Consider the following 17,673-nt stretch of genomic DNA (forward strand, 5'->3'; position numbering starts at 1 on the left):
GCGTCAGCCCATGAACTCGGGCGAGAAGCCGCCGGGCAACAATTCGGCGATCGTGCGCACTTCGACGGTGCCATTGGTCGTGGCCATATGGACCTTCACATCCGGCCCGCCGAATTCCTTCAACTTCTGCCGGCAACCGCCGCAGGGCGTGACGGGCATAGGTGAGCCGGCGATCACGGCGACCTCCTGGATCTCCGTCTCTCCCGAAGCAACCATCGCGGCGATGGCGCCGGCCTCGGCACAGGTGCCCTCGGGATAGGCGACATTCTCGACATTGACGCCAAGGTAGACGCGGCCCGAGGCGGCACGGATGGCGGCCCCGACCTTGAAGTTGGAATAGGGCGCATGGGCATTCTCGCGCACCGCCGCCGCTGCCTCGATCAGGTCCATCTTATGCGCCTCCGCTTCCTGGGTTTCAGCGAGCCTGCGGTGCCCCGCCGGAGGATGCAAGAGCCGGGGGGTCACCAGCGCCAGTGCCGTCGCGGAGGCGTCCACGTAGGGTGGGTTTATAACCCACCACCGCCTACGCCCCCTCACGACCCACCCTCACCGCTCTTCCCCCCAGCGCGGAATCAAGGCCGTCAGGCCGCCGCGCGAGCGCCGGCCTGTCCCCACGGGCTGGCGCTCTGGTGACGGCAGTGCCTAGCCCTCCGCTGGGAGGGGTGTGGAATGATAAAGCGCATGAGCGGCACCCGAGCAGCGCCACCCCACGGGCCGGCGTGCGACGTAGTCGCGTGGGGCGGGCCAGGCATGGCGGCTTACAAACCCACCCTACAACCCTCCGCCAGCCGCCCCCCTCACCCATTGACATGGCGCCCGCCTTCCCCCATGTCGCCCCTGTCAGTGCTCCGCCCGCGTGAGCTGCCGGGCCTCGCCCGGCTCCCGAGCCTGATCCAACAGTTTCCCACAGCACGCAGGGGGGACGCGGCCAGAGGCCCCCCACCGGCAATGAGGCCCTTGGGGTGACGCCCGGCCCACCCCGCTCCCGAGGCATGTGCCTCGCGAGACTCGCCAGCGCTTGTCTGGCGGTAAGGACCATCATGACCTTCGAATCCCTCGGGCTCTCGCCCGCCATCGCCGCCCGCCTCACCCAGGCCGGCCTCACCGAACCCACCCCGATCCAGACCAAGGCCATCCCCCTCGCCCTGACCGGCAAGGATGTGCTCGGCATCGCGCAAACCGGCACCGGCAAGACCGCCGCCTTCGGCCTGCCGCTGATCCAGGCACTCTCCGGCAGCCGCCGGCAGCCTTCGCCGAAGACGGCCTCCGCCCTGATCCTCGCTCCCACCCGCGAGCTTGCGGGGCAGATCGTCGCCTCGCTGCGCAGCTTCGCCGGCAATGCGGGCAACCCGCGCATCCAGCTGGTTGTCGGCGGCAAGTCGGTGAACACGCAGTGCAAGGCCATGGCCAAGGGCACCGACATCCTCGTCGCCACGCCCGGTCGCCTGATCGACCTGCTCGAGCGCGGCGCCATCGACCTCTCGGCCACGAGCTTCCTCGTGCTCGACGAGGCCGACCAGATGCTCGATCTCGGCTTCATCCATGCGCTGCGCCGCATCGCCGCCCTGCTGCCCCGCCAGCGGCAGACGATGCTGTTCTCGGCCACCATGCCGAAGACGATGGAGCAGCTCGCCGCCACCTACCTGCGCGAGCCGGCCCGCGTCGAGGTCTCGCCGCCCGGCAAGACCGCCGACAAGGTCGACCAGTCCGTTCACTTCGTGACCAAGGCCAGCAAGCCCGGCCTGCTCATCGAGCTGCTCGATGCGCACCGCGACCAGATCGCGCTGGTCTTCGCCCGCACCAAGCACGGCGCCGAGCGGCTGAAGGGCCAGCTCGAAAAGGCCGGCTATGCCGCGGGCTCGATCCACGGCAACAAGAGCCAGGGCCAGCGTGACCGTGCCCTCGCCGCCTTCCGCGCCAAGCAATTGCGCGTGCTGGTCGCCACCGATGTCGCCGCCCGCGGCATCGACATTCCCGATGTGGCTTACGTCTACAACTTCGACCTGCCGAACGTGGCCGAGAGCTACGTGCACCGCATCGGCCGCACCGCCCGCGCCGGCGCCGACGGCCGCGCCGTGGCTTTCTGCGCCGAGGACGAGGTGAAGGAACTGCGCGATATCGAGCGCCTGATCGGCATCAAGATCGAGGTCGCCTCGGGCACGCCCTGGGCCGGCACCGACGCGCCCGCCAAGGGCAAGGGCCGGGGTCAGGGCCCGCGCCATCAGGGCCGTGGCGGCCCCGCCGGCAAGACGGCGGCCAAACCCGCCCGCCCCCAGCGCCGCCGCCCCACGCGCCGCGCCACCAAAGCCGCCTGAGACAGCAAAAGGGCGCCCGGGTCTCCCCCGGGCGCCCTCTTCCAATTCTTCGACTTGCTAATATCCTCGGGGGGGCTGCCGCAGGCAGCGGGGGGCAGACAGCCCCCCTCCCCGCTCTCAGCAATGGCAGGCCCCCGGCTCAGAACGCCTCCGGCACCGCCTCGCGCGCCATATGGTCGAGCACTGCGTTGACGAAGCTCGGCTCCTTGCTCTCGGGGAAGAAAGCCCGCGCGACGTCAACGAACTCGCTGATCACCACCTTCGGCGGCGTCTCCTTCACCAGCATCTCGGCCCCCGCGGCACGGAAGAGCGCCCGCAGCGTCGGGTCGATGCGGGCGATGGGCCATTTGGCCACCAGCGCGCGGTCGGTCATCTGGTCGATCTGGGCCTGCCGGCTCACCGCTTCCGTCATCAGCGCGCGGAAGAGGTCGATATCGCCGTCCTGGTACTCGCCTTCCTCGTAGGTGGCGCCAAAGCGATGCGTCTCGAACTCGCGGATGACGCGGTCGATGCGCTGGCTCTGCGCTTCCATCTGGAAGAGCGCCTGCACAGCGTAAAGCCGCGAGGCCGAGCGCATCTTGCGGCGCATGTTGCCCGACAGGTTGTCTCCGCGCAGGCTCATGCGCTCTCGCCCCCGCGGGCCATCAGGATCTCGCTGGTGAAGCCGGCGCCGCGCGTCGTGCTGCCCCATTTGCGCGCCAGCGCCAGCAGGTGCAGTGCAGCGGCGGCCGCGCCGGCGCCCTTGTTCGCCTGCGCCGGGTCTGCCCGCACGACGGCTTGCTCGTGGTTCTCAACCGTCAGGATGCCATTGCCGAGCGGCAGGCCCTGAAGTGCGAGCAGCTGCAGCGCGTGCGACGAGTCATTGCAGACCGTGTCGTAATGGGTCGTCTCACCCCGGATCACGCAGCCCAGCGCGACATAGGCATCGAAGTTGCTCATCCGCGCGGCGGTGGCGAGGGCGGGGGCCAGCTCCAGCGCGCCCGGCACCTCGATGGTCTCATGCTCCACCCCGGCGGCCTCCGCCTCGGCGCGGGCACCGGCGAGCAGCATGTCGGCGATGTCGCGGTAGAAGGGCGCGACGGCGATGAGCAGCTTCACCGGCTTGTCGAAGCTCGGCCGCGGCAGGGAGTATTCAGACGGTCCGGCCATGGCTCAGCCTCTCGGGATCGGCCGCGTGCCGGCGATCTCGATGCCATAGGCGTCGAGGCCGACAATGCGCGGCTGGGGGGAATTGCTCAGAAGGGTGATCGTGTGCAGCCCGAGGGTGGAGAGGATCTGCGCCCCCACCCCGTATTGCCGCAGCGTCTGGGGCGAAACATCGCCCTCGCCGCCGATCTTCATGTGCAGGTCGCGCAGCAGCACCAGCGCGCCGCGGCCCTCGGCGGCGATGGCGCGCATGGCATCGGCGAAGAGCGCGGCGCGCCCCGGGCCGCCAGCGCCCACGATATCCTTCATCGCATCTTGCGCATGCATCCGCACCAGCACCGGCTCGTCGCCCGAGATGTCGCCCTTGATCAGCGCGATATGCTCGGCGCCCTGCGTGACATCGGAGAAGATGCGCAGCTTCCACTCGCCGCCGAATTCCGACGTGATGGTCTGCGCCTCGGTCTGCCGGACGAGATTGTCGTGGCGGCGGCGGTAGGCGATGAGGTCGCTGATCGTGCCGATCTTCAGCCCGTGCATCTGCGCGAAGCCGATCAGATCGGGCAGGCGCGCCATCGTGCCGTCTTCCTTCATGATCTCGCAGATCACGCCGGAGGGGTTGAGCCCCGCGAGCCGCGCGATATCGACCGAGGCCTCGGTATGGCCGGCCCGCACCAGCACGCCGCCCTCGCGGGCGCGCAGCGGGAACACATGGCCCGGCGTCGCGATATCCTGCGCGCCCTTGGTGCCGTCGATGGCGACGGCGACGGTGAGCGCCCGGTCGGCGGCGGAGATGCCGGTGGAGACACCCTCGCGCGCCTCGATCGAGGTGGTGAAGGCCGTCTCGTGGCGAGAGGAGTTCTGCTGCGCCATCAGCGGCAGGCCGAGCTCGTCGATCCGCTCCGACGGCAGGGCAAGGCAGATCAGCCCGCGCCCGTGCGTGGCCATGAAATTGATGGCATCTGGCGTCGCCATCTGCGCCGGGATCACGAGGTCGCCCTCGTTCTCGCGGTCTTCATGGTCGACGAGGATGAACATGCGCCCGTTGCGCGCCTCGTTGATGATCTCGTCGACGGTAGAAATGGCGTCGGACCAGTCGATCTCGACCGGGCCGGGTTTTTCGAAGGGCATGGGCATTGGACTTCCCGCAAATCTGGCCGGGAGATAGTGGATGCAAGCGCGATTGGCCAGAGGCGCCCGCCCCGGCATGGCGGGGTTGCATCGAGAGGGCACCCTATGGCCCCCGCGCCCCCGCAAGCAGACCTGCCAGCAAACGGCCTCTCAGCAGCATCCCGAACCTTTCAACCGGCCCCCACGCCGCCCCGCTCGCGCGGCCCAAGCTGCCCTGGCGCGCGGGGTGGGTGGGCGGGAGCGCGCCAGGGCAGCGGCTCACACGCCGAGGCGCTTCGTCAGCTCCTGCAGCGCCGCCCGGTCGGCCTCCGACCATTCGGCACGGCGCGACTTGTAAAGCGTCGCCTGGCTGGAATGGATCAGCCCGCCGGTCAGCACCTTCAGCCCGTTGGCGCGCAACGTCTCGCCGGTGGAAGTAATGTCGGCGATGGCTTCCGCCGTCTCCGCCTTCACCGTGCCTTCCGTCGCGCCCTGGCTGTCGACCAGCTGGTAATCCGCCACGCCCTCGTCGCGCAGGAACTCCCGCACCAGCCGGTGGTACTTGGTGGCGATGCGCAGGCGGTGGCCATGCGTGCGGCGAAAGGCGGCAGCGGCGGCGTCGAGATCGTCGAGCGTCTCCACATCCACCCAGAACTTCGGCACAGCGATCACCAGATCGGCGCCGCCGAAGCCCATCGGCGCCAGCTCGCGCGCGATCTGCTCCCAGCCGGCCAGCTTCTCTCGCACCAGGTCAGAGCCGGTGACCCCAAGGTGCAGCCGCCCGTCGGCCAGCGCCCTCGGCACCTCCGACGCGGAGACGAGCACCAGCTCCAGCCCGGCGATCCCCGCCACTTCGGCAGCGTAGTCGCGGTCGGATCCGGTGCGGCGCAGCACGATGCCGCGCTGGCCGAACCAGTCAAAGGTCTTCTCCATCAGCCGGCCCTTCGAGGGCACCCCAAGGCGGATCATGAGCGGCCTCCAGCCAGGTCGAGCACGACTTCGGGCCGGATCACCCCGCCCACCGCCGGCGTGGCGCGCCCGCCGCCGAGCACGCGGGTGAGGGCGTCATAGCGCCCGCCGGTGGCGACAGGGGGCAGATCGGGCCGGTCCGGCGCCACGAGGCCGAAGACGAAGCCGTCGTAGTATTCGAGCGCAGTGCGGCCGAAACTCGATTCGAAATCCAGCGCCTCGGGCGACAGGCCGCGGGCCGCCAGCGCCTCTGTCCGCTGGCGCAGGCGCAGCAGGGCGGGGGCGATGGAGGGCAGCGTCATCGCGATCTCCTCCAGCGTGCCGATAGCCTCGGGCAGCGGGGCGCGCAGGGTGAGGATCTCATCCAGCAGCGCCACCTCCCCTTCCGAGATCGGCGGCGCCTCGGCGTCCTCGCGCAGAAGGCGCAGCCGCGCGCCAATCTCGGCGGCGGTGCGCTTGCCGATCTCCGGCCCGGCGCCGGCGAGCGGATCTTCCGCCGCCAGCAGCGCGGTGCGACCGGCGGGCGCGGGGCGGCGGCCCGAGAAACGCTCCAGCAGGGCGCGGAAGCGGCGGGGCCGCCAGATGTGGCGCAGCAGCGCCTCTTTGCGGGAGGGCAGCGTGTGCAGGCCCGAGACGGCAGCGACGAGGAGGCCGATGTCGCCGGTGACGGCGCGCAGCGGTAGCCCATCGAGCGCGGCGGAGATCACCGCGAAGACCTCCGCATCGGCCTCGGGGAACGTGCCGCCGAAGACCTCGTAGCCCACCTGGATGTATTCGCTCGGGCGGCCCGTCTCTTCCTCCTGCCGGCGGAAGACCTCGCCGGCATAGCTGTAGCGCGCCTCGGCCCGGCCAGAGGCCATGTGCGCGCGCACCAGCGGCACGGTGAAGTCTGGGCGCAGCATCATCTCGCCGTGCAGCGGGTCGGAGGTGACATAGGCCCGGGCGCGGATATCCTCGCCGTAGAGGTCGAGCAGCACGTCGGCGGGCTGCAGGATCGGCGTCTCGACCGGCTCTGCCCCAGCCGCGGCGAAATGGGCCGAGAGGCGGGCCGCCTCGGCGCGGATCTCGGGTGTCATGCCTGGCTCGCGAGCATCTTGCGGACTTCGGCCACGAGATCGGCCTGCGAGACCTCGCGCTGCGCAGGCTGGTCCTTCCATTCCTCAAGGCTCGCGCTCTGGGCGATCTTGGCGCCGAGGATAAGGTCCTTCAGCTGCACCACACCTCGCCCCGCCTCGTCTTCGCCCTGGATGATGGCGACGGGCGAGGCGCGCTTGTCGGCATATTTGAGCTGGTTGCCGAAGTTCTTGGGGTTGCCGAGATAGACCTCGGCCCGGATGCCGGCATTGCGAAGCTCGGTCGCCATGGCGAGGTAATCGCCCATGCGCGCCCGATCCATCACCGTCACCACGACGGGACCGGGCTCGCGCGCGGCGGCGCCTTTCTGCGCGGCGAGGGCGGCGAGCAGCCGGTCGACGCCGAGCGAGATGCCGGTGGCCGGCACCTCCTGCCCGGTGAAGCGCTTGACCAGATCGTCATAGCGCCCGCCCCCGGCGACAGAGCCGAACTGCCGGGGCCGGCCCTTCTCGTCCATAATCTCGAAGGTCAGCTCGGCCTCGTAGACGGGGCCGGTGTAGTAGCCGAGGCCGCGCACGACCGAGGGGTCGATGAGGATACGGTCCGGCCCGTAGCCTTGCGCATCGAGCAGGCTGCCGATCGTCTCCAGCTCCTCCACCCCCTTGCGGCCGGTTTCGGAGGTCGCGACAAGCTCCGACAGGCGGGCCAGCGTGGCGGCGGCGCTGTCGCGGCGCGCCTCGGTGAAGGCGAGCACGATCTCCGCCTGCTCATCCGACAGGCCCGCCCCCTTGGTGAAATCGCCGCTGTCGTCCTTGCGGCCCTCGCCCAGAAGCGCACGCACCCCCTGCTCGCCCAGCCGGTCGAGCTTGTCGATGGCGCGCAGCACGATGCCGCGCTCGGCGGCGAAACGCGCGGGGTCGGCGGGGTCGAGCACGCCAGCCGCCTCCATCACGCCGTTCAGCACCTTGCGGTTGTTGACGCGCAGCAAGTAGTCGCCGCGGGCGATGCCGATGGCCTCCAGCACGTCGGCGGCCATAGCGCAGATCTCTGCGTCAGCCGCCACGGTGGGCGCGCCCACCGTATCGGCATCGCATTGATAGAACTGGCGAAAGCGCCCCGGCCCCGGCTTCTCGTTCCGCCAGACGGTACCCATCTGGTAGCGGCGATAGGGCGACGGCAGATCGTTGCGGTGCTGTGCATAGACACGCGCCAGCGGCGCCGTCAGATCATAGCGCAGGGCCAGCCAGTCGGCCTCTTCCTGCCAGGCGAAGACGCCCTCGTTGGGGCGGTCGACATCGGGGAGGAACTTGCCAAGCGCCTCGACTGTCTCGACGGCGGAGGTCTCCAGCGCGTCGAAGCCATAGGCATGGTAGATCTCGGCGATCTGGGCGAGCATCGTCGCCCGGCCCGTCACCTCGGGGCCGAAATAATCGCGAAAACCTTTCGGCGTCTCGGCCTTCGGCCGGCGCTGCTTGTCCTTGGCCATATGCCCTCCCGGGGTTGCGCGGCTGCATTACCGCCATGGGCCGACAGGGGCAACTCTCGCGCCCCCCCGTCGGTGCAGGGGGCTGGACAAGCAGCCGCACCCCGGGCCATTTGCCACCCATGACAGAGCTAGAAGAACGCATCGCCCATCTGGAACGCGCGCTCGACGACGCCTCGGGCGAGGTCGCGCGGCAGGCCCGAGCCATCGCGCGGCTGGAACGGCGCGTGCAGATGCTGATGGAACGCGAAGGCGAACGCGAGGCCAGCGGCCAGATGCCCCCGTCAGATGGCCCGCCGCCGCATTACTAAGGCAGCGGCCCGGCTCAGGTATTCGTGCCGGCGGCGAAATCCGTGGCGGCGACGGAGCCGTCGCTGAGCAGCAGGTCGACGTAATCGCCGCTTTCGAAGGTCGAATAAAGCGTCAGGAATGTGGTGCGCCGGTCGAGCGCGTCGATCCGCCCGCCGCAGGGCGTGCCCGAGGCAACACGGCAGGTGGCGGCCTTGATCGCCTCGTAGGAGCGGTCGGTCGGCGTCATCGGCATCACCTCTTGCGGCGTGGCATAGCGCACCATCTCATGCGTGCCGACATCGCCGAACAACGCCATCGCGGCGGTCACCTGCCGGGCGCAGCCATCCTGAAAACCGGTGATGTAGAAGGTGTGCGCGCTGGTCGCGCCACCCGAAGGGTCCCACAGCTCATAGCCAGACGCCGCGCCCACGCGGGTGCCCATCTGGCTCTGCGGTACGCCGCAGACGGTGGCGAGCTGGCCCCAGGGCAGCACGGTGCCCGGCTCGATGCTGGGCGAATCGCTGGCCGGCGGAGCGGCGGCGACATTGGTGAAGAGGTTCGAGAGGAAGCCGCCGGGGCTGGCGGGGGCCGCCGCTCTGGTGTTGGCCTCTTCCTCAAGGTCCGCGCGCGAAGGTCCGCCGGTGCCGGATTCCGCAATTAGCCCGCGCAGAAAGCCGAGCCCGTCCACTTCATCGGGCGGCGTGATCAGCCCGGGGGCCTGCGCCTCGCCGGGCATGGCCACCGCATCGTAGCGGCCAAGATCGGAAAGCGGATCAGCGCAGCCCGCAAGGAAGGTGGCCGCCCCCATGGCGGCGAGAATGGCTTTCATGCCGTCGTTCCCCTGAATGTCCCGGGGCGGTTGTTACCCCAAGCACGGCGGCCTGCCAACTTGGCCCTCCCGCCCTCGGCGGCTCCTTGCCGGAGCGGCGGAGAGTGGCTCAGACCTCCTGCACCTCGACGACGCCGGGCAGCGAGCGCAGGGCGCCCTTGATCTGGGGGGAGACGGGGTAGATGTCGCCGCAATCCATCTCGACCTCGCCGGGCAGGCCATCGGCCATGAGGCAGAGGAAGACGGGCCCCCGCGCGCCCGGCACCTTCTCGGTCTTGGCGCGACCGAGCACCGAGGCGATGGTCGGCACCACGTCGACCGCATCGATGAAGAGGCGCAAACCTTCCGAGCCGGCGCCGGCCAGCATGTTGTCGACCGGCTGCACGCCGCGGGCGAGCAGCTTCAGCTGGTCAGATTCCATCGTGGCCTCGACGGTGAGCGTGACCAGCGACCCGGGTTCGAGAAACTCGCGCGTCTGCTCCAGCACGTCGGAGAACATGGTCACCTCGTATTGGCCCGTCGGGTCCGACAGGCCGACGAAGGCGAAGCGGTTGCCCCGGGCGCTCTTGCGCTCCTGCCTTGCGGTGACGGTGCCGGCCATGCGGGCGACGAAGGGGCTGCCCTCGGCCTTTTTCTCCACTTCGTCGAGCGTCAGCACCTGGCTGCGGCGCAGGCCCGACATGTAATCGTCGAGCGGGTGGCCCGAGAGGTAGAAGCCGATGGCCTTGAACTCCTCGGCCAGGCGCTCCGCCGGCAGCCAGTCGTCACGCGCGGGCAGGCGCGGCTCGGGCAGATCCTCGCCCGCCTCGCCGAATAGGCTGACCTGCGCCGAGCCCTTCGCCTCGTGGATCGCCGCCGAATAGGCGACGAGCGGGTCGAGGCTGGCGAGCACGCGGGCGCGGTTGCGGTCGAGCGCGTCGAAGGCACCGGCGCGGGCCAGCATCTCCAAGGGGCGCTTGCCGATCATTTTCATGTCGACCCGGCGGGCGAAGTCGAACAGCGTCACGAAGGGCTGATCGCCCCGCGCCTGCTCGATGAGACGCATCGCCTCGGTGCCGACGTTCTTGAGCGCGCCGAGCGCATAGACGAGCTTGCCGGCCACCACGGTGAAGGTCGCCGCCGAGCGGTTCACGCAAGGCGGGACGGTGCCGAGGCCTAGGCCCTTGCGGACCTCCTGGAAATAGATCGACAGCTTGTCGGTGAGGTGGATATCGCAGTTCATCACGCCGGCCATGAACTCGACCGGGTGGTTCGCCTTCAGCCAGGCCGTCTGGTAACTGACCACGGCATAGGCGGCGGCATGCGACTTGTTGAAGCCGTAGTTGGCGAACTTCTCCAGCAGGTCGAAGACTTCGCCCGCCTTCTCCTTCTTCACGCCGTTGGCCAGCGAGCCCTCGATGAACTTCGGGCGCTCCTTGGCCATCTCCTCGGCGATCTTCTTGCCCATGGCGCGGCGCAGCAGGTCGGCGCCGCCGAGCGAATAGCCCGCCATCTCCTGCGCGATCTGCATCACCTGCTCCTGGTAGACGATGATGCCTTGCGTCTCTTCGAGGATATGGTCGATCGAGGGATGGATCGAGGCGCGCTCTTTCTTGCCGTTCTTCACCTCGCAATAGGTGGGAATGTTCTCCATCGGGCCCGGGCGATAGAGCGCCACGAGGGCCACGATGTCCTCAATGCAGGTCGGGCGCATGCGCTTGAGCGCATCCATCATGCCCGAGCTTTCCACCTGGAAGACGGCCACGGTCTTGGCGCGCGCGTAAAGATCGTAGCTCTTCTCGTCATCGAGCGGGATATGCCCGATGTCGTTCTCCGCCCCCGGCGCGGGCTCGTAAAGCTGCGTGCCGTCCGCCGCCTCGTGCAGGTTGCGGCCCGAGCCGAGGATCAGGTCGATGGCGTTCTGGATGACGGTGAGCGTCTTAAGGCCGAGGAAGTCGAACTTCACGAGGCCCGCCTGCTCCACCCATTTCATGTTGAACTGCGTCGCCGGCATGTCCGAGCGCGGGTCGCGGTAGAGCGGCACGAGCTGGTCGAGCGGGCGATCGCCGATCACCACGCCGGCGGCGTGGGTGGAGGCGTTGCGGTAGAGCCCCTCGACCTGCCCCGCATAGCGCAGAAGCCGGTCCACGACCTCTTCGTTCTTGGCCTCCTCCCGCAGGCGCGGCTCGTCGGCTAGGGCCTTCTCGATCGAGACGGGCTTCACGCCTTCTACCGGGATCAGCTTCGACAGCCGGTCGACCTGCATGTACGACATCTGCAGCACGCGGCCGACGTCGCGCACGGCGGCCTTCGAGAGAAGGGCGCCGAAGGTGATGATCTGCGCGACCTTCTCGGCGCCGTACTTGTCCTGCACGTAGTGAATCACCTCCTCCCGGCGATCCATGCAGAAGTCGATGTCGAAGTCGGGCATCGAGACCCGCTCGGGGTTGAGGAACCGCTCGAACAGCAGGCTGTAGCGCAAGGGGTCAAGGTCGGTGATCGTCAGCGCATAGGCAACGAGGGAGCCGGCGCCGGAACCCCGGCCCGGCCCGACCGGAATGTTGTGATCCTTCGCCCATTTGATGAAGTCGGCCACGATGAGGAAGTAGCCGGGAAAGCCCATCTGCTCGATGATGCCAAGCTCGAAGGCGAGGCGCTTTTCATACTCTTCCACCGGCGCGGCATGGGGGATGACCGCGAGGCGCGCGGCGAGCCCCTCCTTGGCCTGCCGGCGCAGCTCCTCGACCTCGTCGTCGGCGAAGCGCGGCAGGATCGGCGCGCGCTTGGAGACGCGGAAGGCGCAGCGTCTGGCGATCTCCACCGTATTTTCCAGCGCCTCAGGCAGATCGGCAAAGAGCGTCGCCATCTCTTCCTGGCCCTTGAAATAGTGCTGCGGCGTCAGGCGGCGGCGGGGCTGCTGCTGGTCGACATAGGAGCCCTCGGCGATGCAGAGCAGCGCGTCGTGCGCCTCGTAGAGGTCGGGTTTAGGGAAGTAGCAATCGTTGGTGGCAACGATTGGCACGTCATTGGCATAGGCCCAGGTGACGAGCCCCTTCTCGGCCCGCAGCTCGCCCTCGGGCAGGCCGCTGTCGCCGGGATGGCGCTGCAGCTCGATGTAAAGCCCGTCGCCGTAGATCGCCTTCAGCCGCTCAAGATGCGCCTCGGCCTTCGGCCCCTGCCCCGCCGCGAAAAGCTGGCCCGCCGGCCCGCCCGGCCCGCCGGTGAGGCAGATAAGGCCCGCTGCATGCTCCTGCAGCTCGTCGAGCGTGACATGCAGCGCGTCCTGGCTCTGGCGGAGATAGAGGCAGGAGTTCAGCTTCATCAGGCTGAGGTAGCCGGCCTCGTCCTGCGCCAGCAGAACTACCGGCGCCGGGTCGGGCATGCGCTTGCCCGGCTCGGGCGGCAGATAGGCCACCGAGATCTGGCAGCCGATGATCGGCTGCACACCGGCGCCCACCGCGGCTTCGGAGAATTGCAGCGCGGCGAACATGTTGTTCGTATCCGTCAGCGCGACGGCGGGCATGGCCGCCTTGGCAGCAAGGCCCGGCAGCTTCTTTACGGGGATCGCGCCCTCCAGAAGCGAATGTTCCGAGTGGGTGCGAAGGTGGATGAATCGGGGGCTGGCCATGGCGGCAGGATGGCCCCCGCGCGCGGCGGGGGCAATGGCGACGCCTGGGCCGGCAGCGCCTAGATCGCGGCGGGCAGCGGCGACCGGCGGATGATGAGGGCGACCAGCGCAGCGAGGATGATCGCGGCGACGACGATCAGCCAGAGGTCACCCCAGCCGGGCTTCATCACCATCATCAGGACGACAAGGATGTTCGAGCCCTGCTCCAGCCGGCTGAAGGGCAGCACGGGCCGGGCAGCGGCCAGCGCGCCGGGCTCGTCACCGGCCGCCAGCCTGTCCTTCACCTTGCCGAGGCCCGGCCCCAGCAGCGCGCCGCCATTCACCGCCGAAAGCAGCGCCAGCACCAGCGAGATCGCCACCCAGGCCTCGAACCCCCATTCGCCTGCCCAGACGAGTAGCCCGCCCGTGATCAGCACCGTCAGCGAGGCGGGCGTGAGCATCACGAGGCCCACCTGCGCCATCTCGGCCATCAGGCTGAGCAGCCGCCGGGTGTTCGGCCCGATGGCCAGCGTGAAGACGACAAAGGTGATGCCGCCGCCCACCCAGATGACCGCCGCCAGCACATGCAGAAATTTCAGAAACCCGTAGAGATCCATCCCGCCCCTCCCCAGAACGCTCGCGCCAGCCCTGCGCCAAATTTCCCTTGGGTCAAGCAAAATCCCCCGGCCATTGCTGACCGGGGGACCGCGCCGTAGTCCGTGAGTGGTGGCGCTCAGACGAGCGCCGGCCTGCGCCGGCCGCCCGGCAAAGAGCAGCCCCAGTGCCGCAAGGGCCCGGAGACGGTGAGCGATGCCCTTTACGGCTCGCTGCGCCATGCGGCCAGTAGGGATTTCCCCACCCTTCAAATGGCGCCCCGCCCCGGGCAGCGGGCATAAAATGCAGGCGCGGGCCGGGCGTGGGCCGACGTTGCCCAGCGAAAGCCTTGCAAACCCCGCCCGCTCCCGGTTTCATCACCCGACAAGGGCACGCTGCCTACGCCGCATCGGCAGCGAGAAAGCCAAGGGAGTAACGCGGCGGGACCGTCTTTATGGAGGTTCGCTTTCTTCTCAATGGAGAAGAGGTACAGATCGATGCTGCGCCCGACACGACGCTGCTCGACTTTCTTCGCATCGAAAAGCGCCTGACCGGCACCAAGGAAGGCTGCAACGAGGGCGATTGCGGCGCCTGCACCGTGATGGTGACCGACGAGGGCGGCGCCCGCCCCCTCAACGCCTGCATCCTCTTCCTGCCCCAGCTGCAGGGCAAAGCCGTGCGCACGGTCGAGGGCATCGCCGGCCTCGATGGCACCCTGCACCCGGTGCAGGAGGCAATGATCGAGAAGCACGGCAGCCAGTGCGGCTTCTGCACGCCGGGCTTTGTCGTCTCGATGGCCGTGGGGCATCTGAACGGGCGCACCGATCATGATGACGTGCTGGCTGGCAACCTCTGCCGCTGCACGGGCTACGCCCCCATCATCCGCGCCGCCAAGGCGGCCGAGGGCACCGAGGTGCCGGCATGGATGAACGAGCAGGGCGCCGCGGCCGAGGCAGACGAGTTCGCACCCGCCACCGCCGATGCGCTGGCAGAGGTCTATGCCGCGCATCCCGAGGCGACGCTGGTCGCCGGGGCCACCGATGTGGGGCTCTGGGTGACCAAGCAGTTCCGCGACATCTCGCCTGTCATCTTCCTCAACCGCTGCGAGGATCTGAAGGGCATCGACATCACGAACGGCACCATCCGCGTCGGCGCGATGGAGACGATGGAGACGCTGCTGCCGGTGCTCCGCGAGCATTACCCCAGCTTCGCCGAGATGCTGCGCCGCTTCGCCTCTGTCCAGATCCGCTCTGCCGCGACCATCGGCGGCAGCCTCGCGAATGCTTCGCCCATCGGCGACAACGCCCCGGCGCTGATAGCGCTCGGCGCCATGCTGCACCTGCGGGCCGGCGATGACCGGCGCGAGCTGCCGCTGGAAGACTTCTTCCTCGAATACGGCAAGCAGGACAGGAGCGCGGGCGAATTCGTCGAGGCGGTGAGCTTCCCGGTGGAGGCGCCGGCCTTCCGCGTCTGGAAGGTCTCGAAGCGGTTCGACAGCGACATCTCCGCCGTGCTCGGCGCGTTCAACGTGACGGAAGAGGACGGCAAGGTCACCTCGGCCCGCGTCGCCTTCGGCGGAATGGCGGGCATCCCGCAGCGGGCCTCAGGCTTCGAGGCGGCGCTGATAGGCAAGCCCTTCAGCGAGGAGACCATCCGCGCCGCCCTGCCCGCGCTAGATGCCGATTTCACCCCGCTCACCGACATGCGTGCCACGGCGGCCTACCGGGCGGAGGCGGCCCGGGGGCTGGCGCTGCGCTATGCCGCCGCGATGGCGGGCCAGCGCGAGGAGGTGCGGGCATGAGCGTTGCAAAGCCGCTGCCGCATGACAGCGCCCGCCTGCATGTCACGGGGCAAGCCACCTATCTCGACGACATCCCCCTGCAGCCCGGCACGCTGCATCTCGCCTTCGGCATGGCGACCATCGCCCGCGGCCGCGTGACGGCGATGGACCTCGACGCCGTGCGCGCCGCGCCCGGCGTGGTGGCGGTGCTGACCCGCGAGGATCTGCCCAGCGAGTGCGATTGCTCGCCCTCGCCCCTTGCGGACGAGCCGCTGCTCTCTGACGGCACTGTCCATTACATGGGCCAGCCGATCTTCCTCGTCGCCGCCACCTCGCATCTCGCCGCCCGCAAGGCGGCGCGGCTGGGGAAGGTGAGTTATGAGGAGGAGGATCCTATCCTCACCATCGACGAGGCGCTGGCGAAGGAGAGCCGCTTCGAAGGCGGCGCCATCGTCTGGGAAAAGGGCGCGGCGGAGGCCGCGATCGCCGGGGCGCCACACCGGCTGAGCGGCAGTCTCACCATGGGCGGGCAGGAGCACTTCTACCTCGAAGGCCAGGCCGCGCAGGTGACGCCGCTCGAGGCGGGCGAATATCTCGTGCAATGTTCCAGCCAGCACCCCAGCGAGATCCAGCACAAGGTGGCGCATGCGCTGCACCTCGACATGAGCGACGTGCGGGTAGAGATGCGGCGCATGGGCGGCGGCTTCGGCGGCAAGGAGAGCCAGGGCAACTGGCTCGCCATCGCCTGCGCCGTGGTGGCATGGGCCACGCGCCAACCGGCGCGGATGCGCTACGACCGCGACGACGACATGGTGCTGACCGGCAAGCGCCACGATGCGCGGGTCGATTACGAAGTGGGCTTCGACGAGGCGGGCCGCATCCTTGGCCTCGACCTGACCCAGCTGATCCGCTGCGGCTGGTCGATGGACCTGTCGCTGCCGGTAGCCGACCGGGCCATGCTGCATGCCGACAGCTCGTATAACCTGTCAGACGTGCGCATCACCTCGCACCGGCTGAAGACGAACACCGCCTCGGCCACCGCCTATCGCGGCTTCGGGGGGCCCCAGGGCATGATCGGCACCGAGCGGGTGATCGACCATATCGCCCATGAGCTGGGGCTCGACCCGGTGGAAGTGCGGCGGGTGAATTACTACGACGAGGCGCCGCCGCTGGAGCATCACGGCGCCGACAAGCCGGAAACGGACCAGCGCCCGAGCCATCCCGACGCCGAGGTGCCGGACAGCCTGAGCCGGGCCGACGCGCCCTCGTCCGGCGGCGCTGCCGCGCCTTCGGCCTCGGGCTTCGGAGGGCAGCGCGCCGGGCGGGGCACACCCTATCGCGGGGCGCATTCGCCGAAGCCCAAGGTTCAGACAACGCCCTACGGGATGGAGGTGACCGATTTCATCCTGCATGGCATCACCGAGGATCTGCTGAAAAGCGCCGATTACGAAGGCCGCAAGGCCGAGGTCGCAGCGTTCAACGAGACCAGCGGCGCCCTGAAGAAGGGGCTGGCCTTCTCGCCGGTGAAGTTCGGCATCTCGTTCACGCTGACCCATCTCAACCAGGCCGGCGCGCTGGTGAATGTCTACCATGACGGCTCGATCCGGCTGAACCATGGCGGCACCGAGATGGGCCAGGGGCTGAACCAGAAGGTCGCGCAGGTGACAGCGGCGCGCTTTGGCGTCGACGTCTCCCGCGTGCGCATCACGGCGACCGACACCGGCAAGGTGCCGAACACCTCGGCCACCGCCGCCTCCTCCGGCGCCGATCTGAACGGCATGGCGGCGGCGAATGCGGCCGACACGATCCGTGACCGGATCGCCGAGGTGGTGGCGCTGGAATACCAGGCCAAGCCGGCCGACGTGCGCTTCGCCGATGACAAGGTGCATGTGAAGGGCGAGAGCCTGAGCTTCGAGAAGGCGGTGCATCTGGCCTATGCCTCCCGCGTCTCCCTCTCCGCTACCGGCTATTACAAGACGCCGGATCTGCATTGGGACAGGCTGAAGGGCCAGGGCCGGCCGTTCTTCTACTTCGCCTATGGCGCCGCGGTGACCGAGGTGCTGATCGACACGCGCACCGGCGAGAACCGCATCCTGCGCACCGACATCCTGCACGACGTGGGCGCCTCGCTGAACCCGGCCATCGACATCGGCCAGATCGAGGGCGCCTACGTGCAGGGCGCGGGCTGGCTGACGATGGAAGAGCTGGTCTGGGACCGCAAGGGCGCCCTGCGCACGCACGCCCCCTCGACCTACAAGATCCCCGCCTGCTCCGACCGGCCGGAGGTGTTCAACGTGGCGCTCCATGCCGGGGAGAACCGGGCAGAGACGATCTATCGCAGCAAGGCGGTGGGTGAGCCGCCGTTCATGCTGGGGATCTCGGCCTTCCTCGCGCTCTCGGATGCCTGCGCGGCCTGCGGCGACGCCTACCCGGCGCTGGAGGCCCCGGCGACGCCCGAGCATGTGCTGGAGGCGGTGGCACGGGCGCGCGGGGCGTGAG

General features: G+C 69.1%; 14 protein-coding genes. 4 read left to right on the forward strand and 10 right to left on the reverse strand.

Going from position 1 to position 17,673, the window contains the following annotated elements:
• Positions 1-3 precede the first annotated feature (3 nt).
• Positions 4-450 carry a cytidine deaminase gene (locus ACXN5S_RS15820; protein WP_458606549.1) on the reverse strand — a complete coding sequence of 149 codons (447 nt, stop codon included), beginning with the start codon at positions 448-450 and terminating at the stop codon, positions 4-6.
• A gap of 590 nt (positions 451-1,040) precedes the next feature.
• Here ACXN5S_RS15820 and ACXN5S_RS15825 point away from each other — a divergent pair.
• A complete protein-coding gene (locus ACXN5S_RS15825) occupies positions 1,041-2,315 on the forward strand; it encodes a DEAD/DEAH box helicase (protein ID WP_458606430.1) in 1,275 nt (424 codons plus the stop codon).
• Between the two features lie 139 nt (positions 2,316-2,454).
• Here the strand turns inward: ACXN5S_RS15825 and nusB are convergent, their stop codons facing one another.
• The 6 genes from nusB to hisS form a co-directional block, all read right to left on the reverse strand.
• Positions 2,455-2,937 (reverse strand): transcription antitermination factor NusB, encoded by a 483-nt coding sequence (gene nusB, locus ACXN5S_RS15830; RefSeq protein ID WP_458606431.1) that lies wholly within the window; start codon positions 2,935-2,937, stop codon positions 2,455-2,457.
• A complete protein-coding gene (locus tag ACXN5S_RS15835) occupies positions 2,934-3,464 on the reverse strand; it encodes a 6,7-dimethyl-8-ribityllumazine synthase (RefSeq protein ID WP_458606432.1) in 531 nt (176 codons plus the stop codon). Before ACXN5S_RS15835 ends, nusB begins: the two co-directional genes overlap by 4 nt.
• Positions 3,465-3,467: 3 nt before the next feature.
• Positions 3,468-4,595, reverse strand: coding sequence for a 3,4-dihydroxy-2-butanone-4-phosphate synthase (ribB, locus tag ACXN5S_RS15840; protein WP_458606433.1), 1,128 nt, complete (start codon positions 4,593-4,595; stop codon positions 3,468-3,470).
• 252 nt (positions 4,596-4,847) lie between these two features.
• Entirely contained in the window at positions 4,848-5,537 is a 690-nt protein-coding gene (gene hisG, locus ACXN5S_RS15845) for an ATP phosphoribosyltransferase (RefSeq protein WP_458606434.1), read from the reverse strand.
• Entirely contained in the window at positions 5,534-6,613 is a 1,080-nt protein-coding gene (locus tag ACXN5S_RS15850) for an ATP phosphoribosyltransferase regulatory subunit (protein WP_458606435.1), read from the reverse strand. Before ACXN5S_RS15850 ends, hisG begins: the two co-directional genes overlap by 4 nt.
• Positions 6,610-8,097, reverse strand: a complete 1,488-nt coding sequence (gene hisS / locus ACXN5S_RS15855) for a histidine--tRNA ligase (protein ID WP_458606436.1) — start codon at positions 8,095-8,097, stop codon at positions 6,610-6,612. The genes ACXN5S_RS15850 and hisS overlap by 4 nt, the downstream gene beginning before the upstream one ends.
• A gap of 119 nt (positions 8,098-8,216) precedes the next feature.
• Here hisS and ACXN5S_RS15860 point away from each other — a divergent pair, with 119 nt between their 5' ends.
• Entirely contained in the window at positions 8,217-8,405 is a 189-nt protein-coding gene (locus ACXN5S_RS15860) for a SlyX family protein (RefSeq protein ID WP_458606437.1), read from the forward strand.
• Positions 8,406-8,419: 14 nt separating this feature from the next.
• On the opposite strand, the gene ACXN5S_RS15865 is transcribed toward ACXN5S_RS15860, so the two are convergent.
• The 3 genes from ACXN5S_RS15865 to ACXN5S_RS15875 form a co-directional block, all read right to left on the reverse strand.
• Positions 8,420-9,214: a hypothetical protein gene (locus tag ACXN5S_RS15865; RefSeq protein ID WP_458606438.1), complete on the reverse strand. Its 795-nt coding sequence runs from the start codon at positions 9,212-9,214 to the stop codon at positions 8,420-8,422.
• A 109-nt stretch (positions 9,215-9,323) separates the two neighbouring features.
• Positions 9,324-12,821, reverse strand: coding sequence for a DNA polymerase III subunit alpha (gene dnaE / locus ACXN5S_RS15870; protein WP_458606439.1), 3,498 nt, complete (start codon positions 12,819-12,821; stop codon positions 9,324-9,326).
• 59 nt (positions 12,822-12,880) lie between these two features.
• Positions 12,881-13,417: a DUF2269 family protein gene (locus ACXN5S_RS15875; protein WP_458606440.1), complete on the reverse strand. Its 537-nt coding sequence runs from the start codon at positions 13,415-13,417 to the stop codon at positions 12,881-12,883.
• 431 nt (positions 13,418-13,848) lie between these two features.
• On the opposite strand from ACXN5S_RS15875, the gene xdhA reads away from it, so the two are divergent.
• The gene (gene xdhA / locus ACXN5S_RS15880; protein ID WP_458606441.1) at positions 13,849-15,195 is read left to right on the forward strand and encodes a xanthine dehydrogenase small subunit; all 1,347 of its coding nucleotides are present in this window, start codon (positions 13,849-13,851) and stop codon (positions 15,193-15,195) included.
• Positions 15,192-17,672: a xanthine dehydrogenase molybdopterin binding subunit gene (locus ACXN5S_RS15885; RefSeq protein ID WP_458606442.1), complete on the forward strand. Its 2,481-nt coding sequence runs from the start codon at positions 15,192-15,194 to the stop codon at positions 17,670-17,672. The genes xdhA and ACXN5S_RS15885 overlap by 4 nt, the downstream gene beginning before the upstream one ends.
• Position 17,673: the final 1 nt, after the last annotated feature.

The sequence above is a fragment of the Pseudoroseicyclus sp. H15 genome (assembly GCF_054353345.1).

Excerpts from the sequence above, each read along its gene's own strand:
- ACXN5S_RS15825 (WP_458606430.1), top strand. The coding sequence starts at position 1,041 with ATGACCTTCGAATCCCTCGGGCTCTCGCCCGCCATCGCCGCCCGCCTC.
- nusB (WP_458606431.1), bottom strand. The coding sequence starts at position 2,937 with ATGAGCCTGCGCGGAGACAACCTGTCGGGCAACATGCGCCGCAAGATG.
- ACXN5S_RS15835 (WP_458606432.1), bottom strand. The coding sequence starts at position 3,464 with ATGGCCGGACCGTCTGAATACTCCCTGCCGCGGCCGAGCTTCGACAAG.
- ribB (WP_458606433.1), bottom strand. The coding sequence starts at position 4,595 with ATGCCCATGCCCTTCGAAAAACCCGGCCCGGTCGAGATCGACTGGTCC.
- hisG (WP_458606434.1), bottom strand. The coding sequence starts at position 5,537 with ATGATCCGCCTTGGGGTGCCCTCGAAGGGCCGGCTGATGGAGAAGACC.
- ACXN5S_RS15850 (WP_458606435.1), bottom strand. The coding sequence starts at position 6,613 with ATGACACCCGAGATCCGCGCCGAGGCGGCCCGCCTCTCGGCCCATTTC.
- hisS (WP_458606436.1), bottom strand. The coding sequence starts at position 8,097 with ATGGCCAAGGACAAGCAGCGCCGGCCGAAGGCCGAGACGCCGAAAGGT.
- ACXN5S_RS15860 (WP_458606437.1), top strand. The coding sequence starts at position 8,217 with ATGACAGAGCTAGAAGAACGCATCGCCCATCTGGAACGCGCGCTCGAC.
- ACXN5S_RS15865 (WP_458606438.1), bottom strand. The coding sequence starts at position 9,214 with ATGAAAGCCATTCTCGCCGCCATGGGGGCGGCCACCTTCCTTGCGGGC.
- dnaE (WP_458606439.1), bottom strand. The coding sequence starts at position 12,821 with ATGGCCAGCCCCCGATTCATCCACCTTCGCACCCACTCGGAACATTCG.
- ACXN5S_RS15875 (WP_458606440.1), bottom strand. The coding sequence starts at position 13,417 with ATGGATCTCTACGGGTTTCTGAAATTTCTGCATGTGCTGGCGGCGGTC.
- xdhA (WP_458606441.1), top strand. The coding sequence starts at position 13,849 with ATGGAGGTTCGCTTTCTTCTCAATGGAGAAGAGGTACAGATCGATGCT.
- ACXN5S_RS15885 (WP_458606442.1), top strand. The coding sequence starts at position 15,192 with ATGAGCGTTGCAAAGCCGCTGCCGCATGACAGCGCCCGCCTGCATGTC.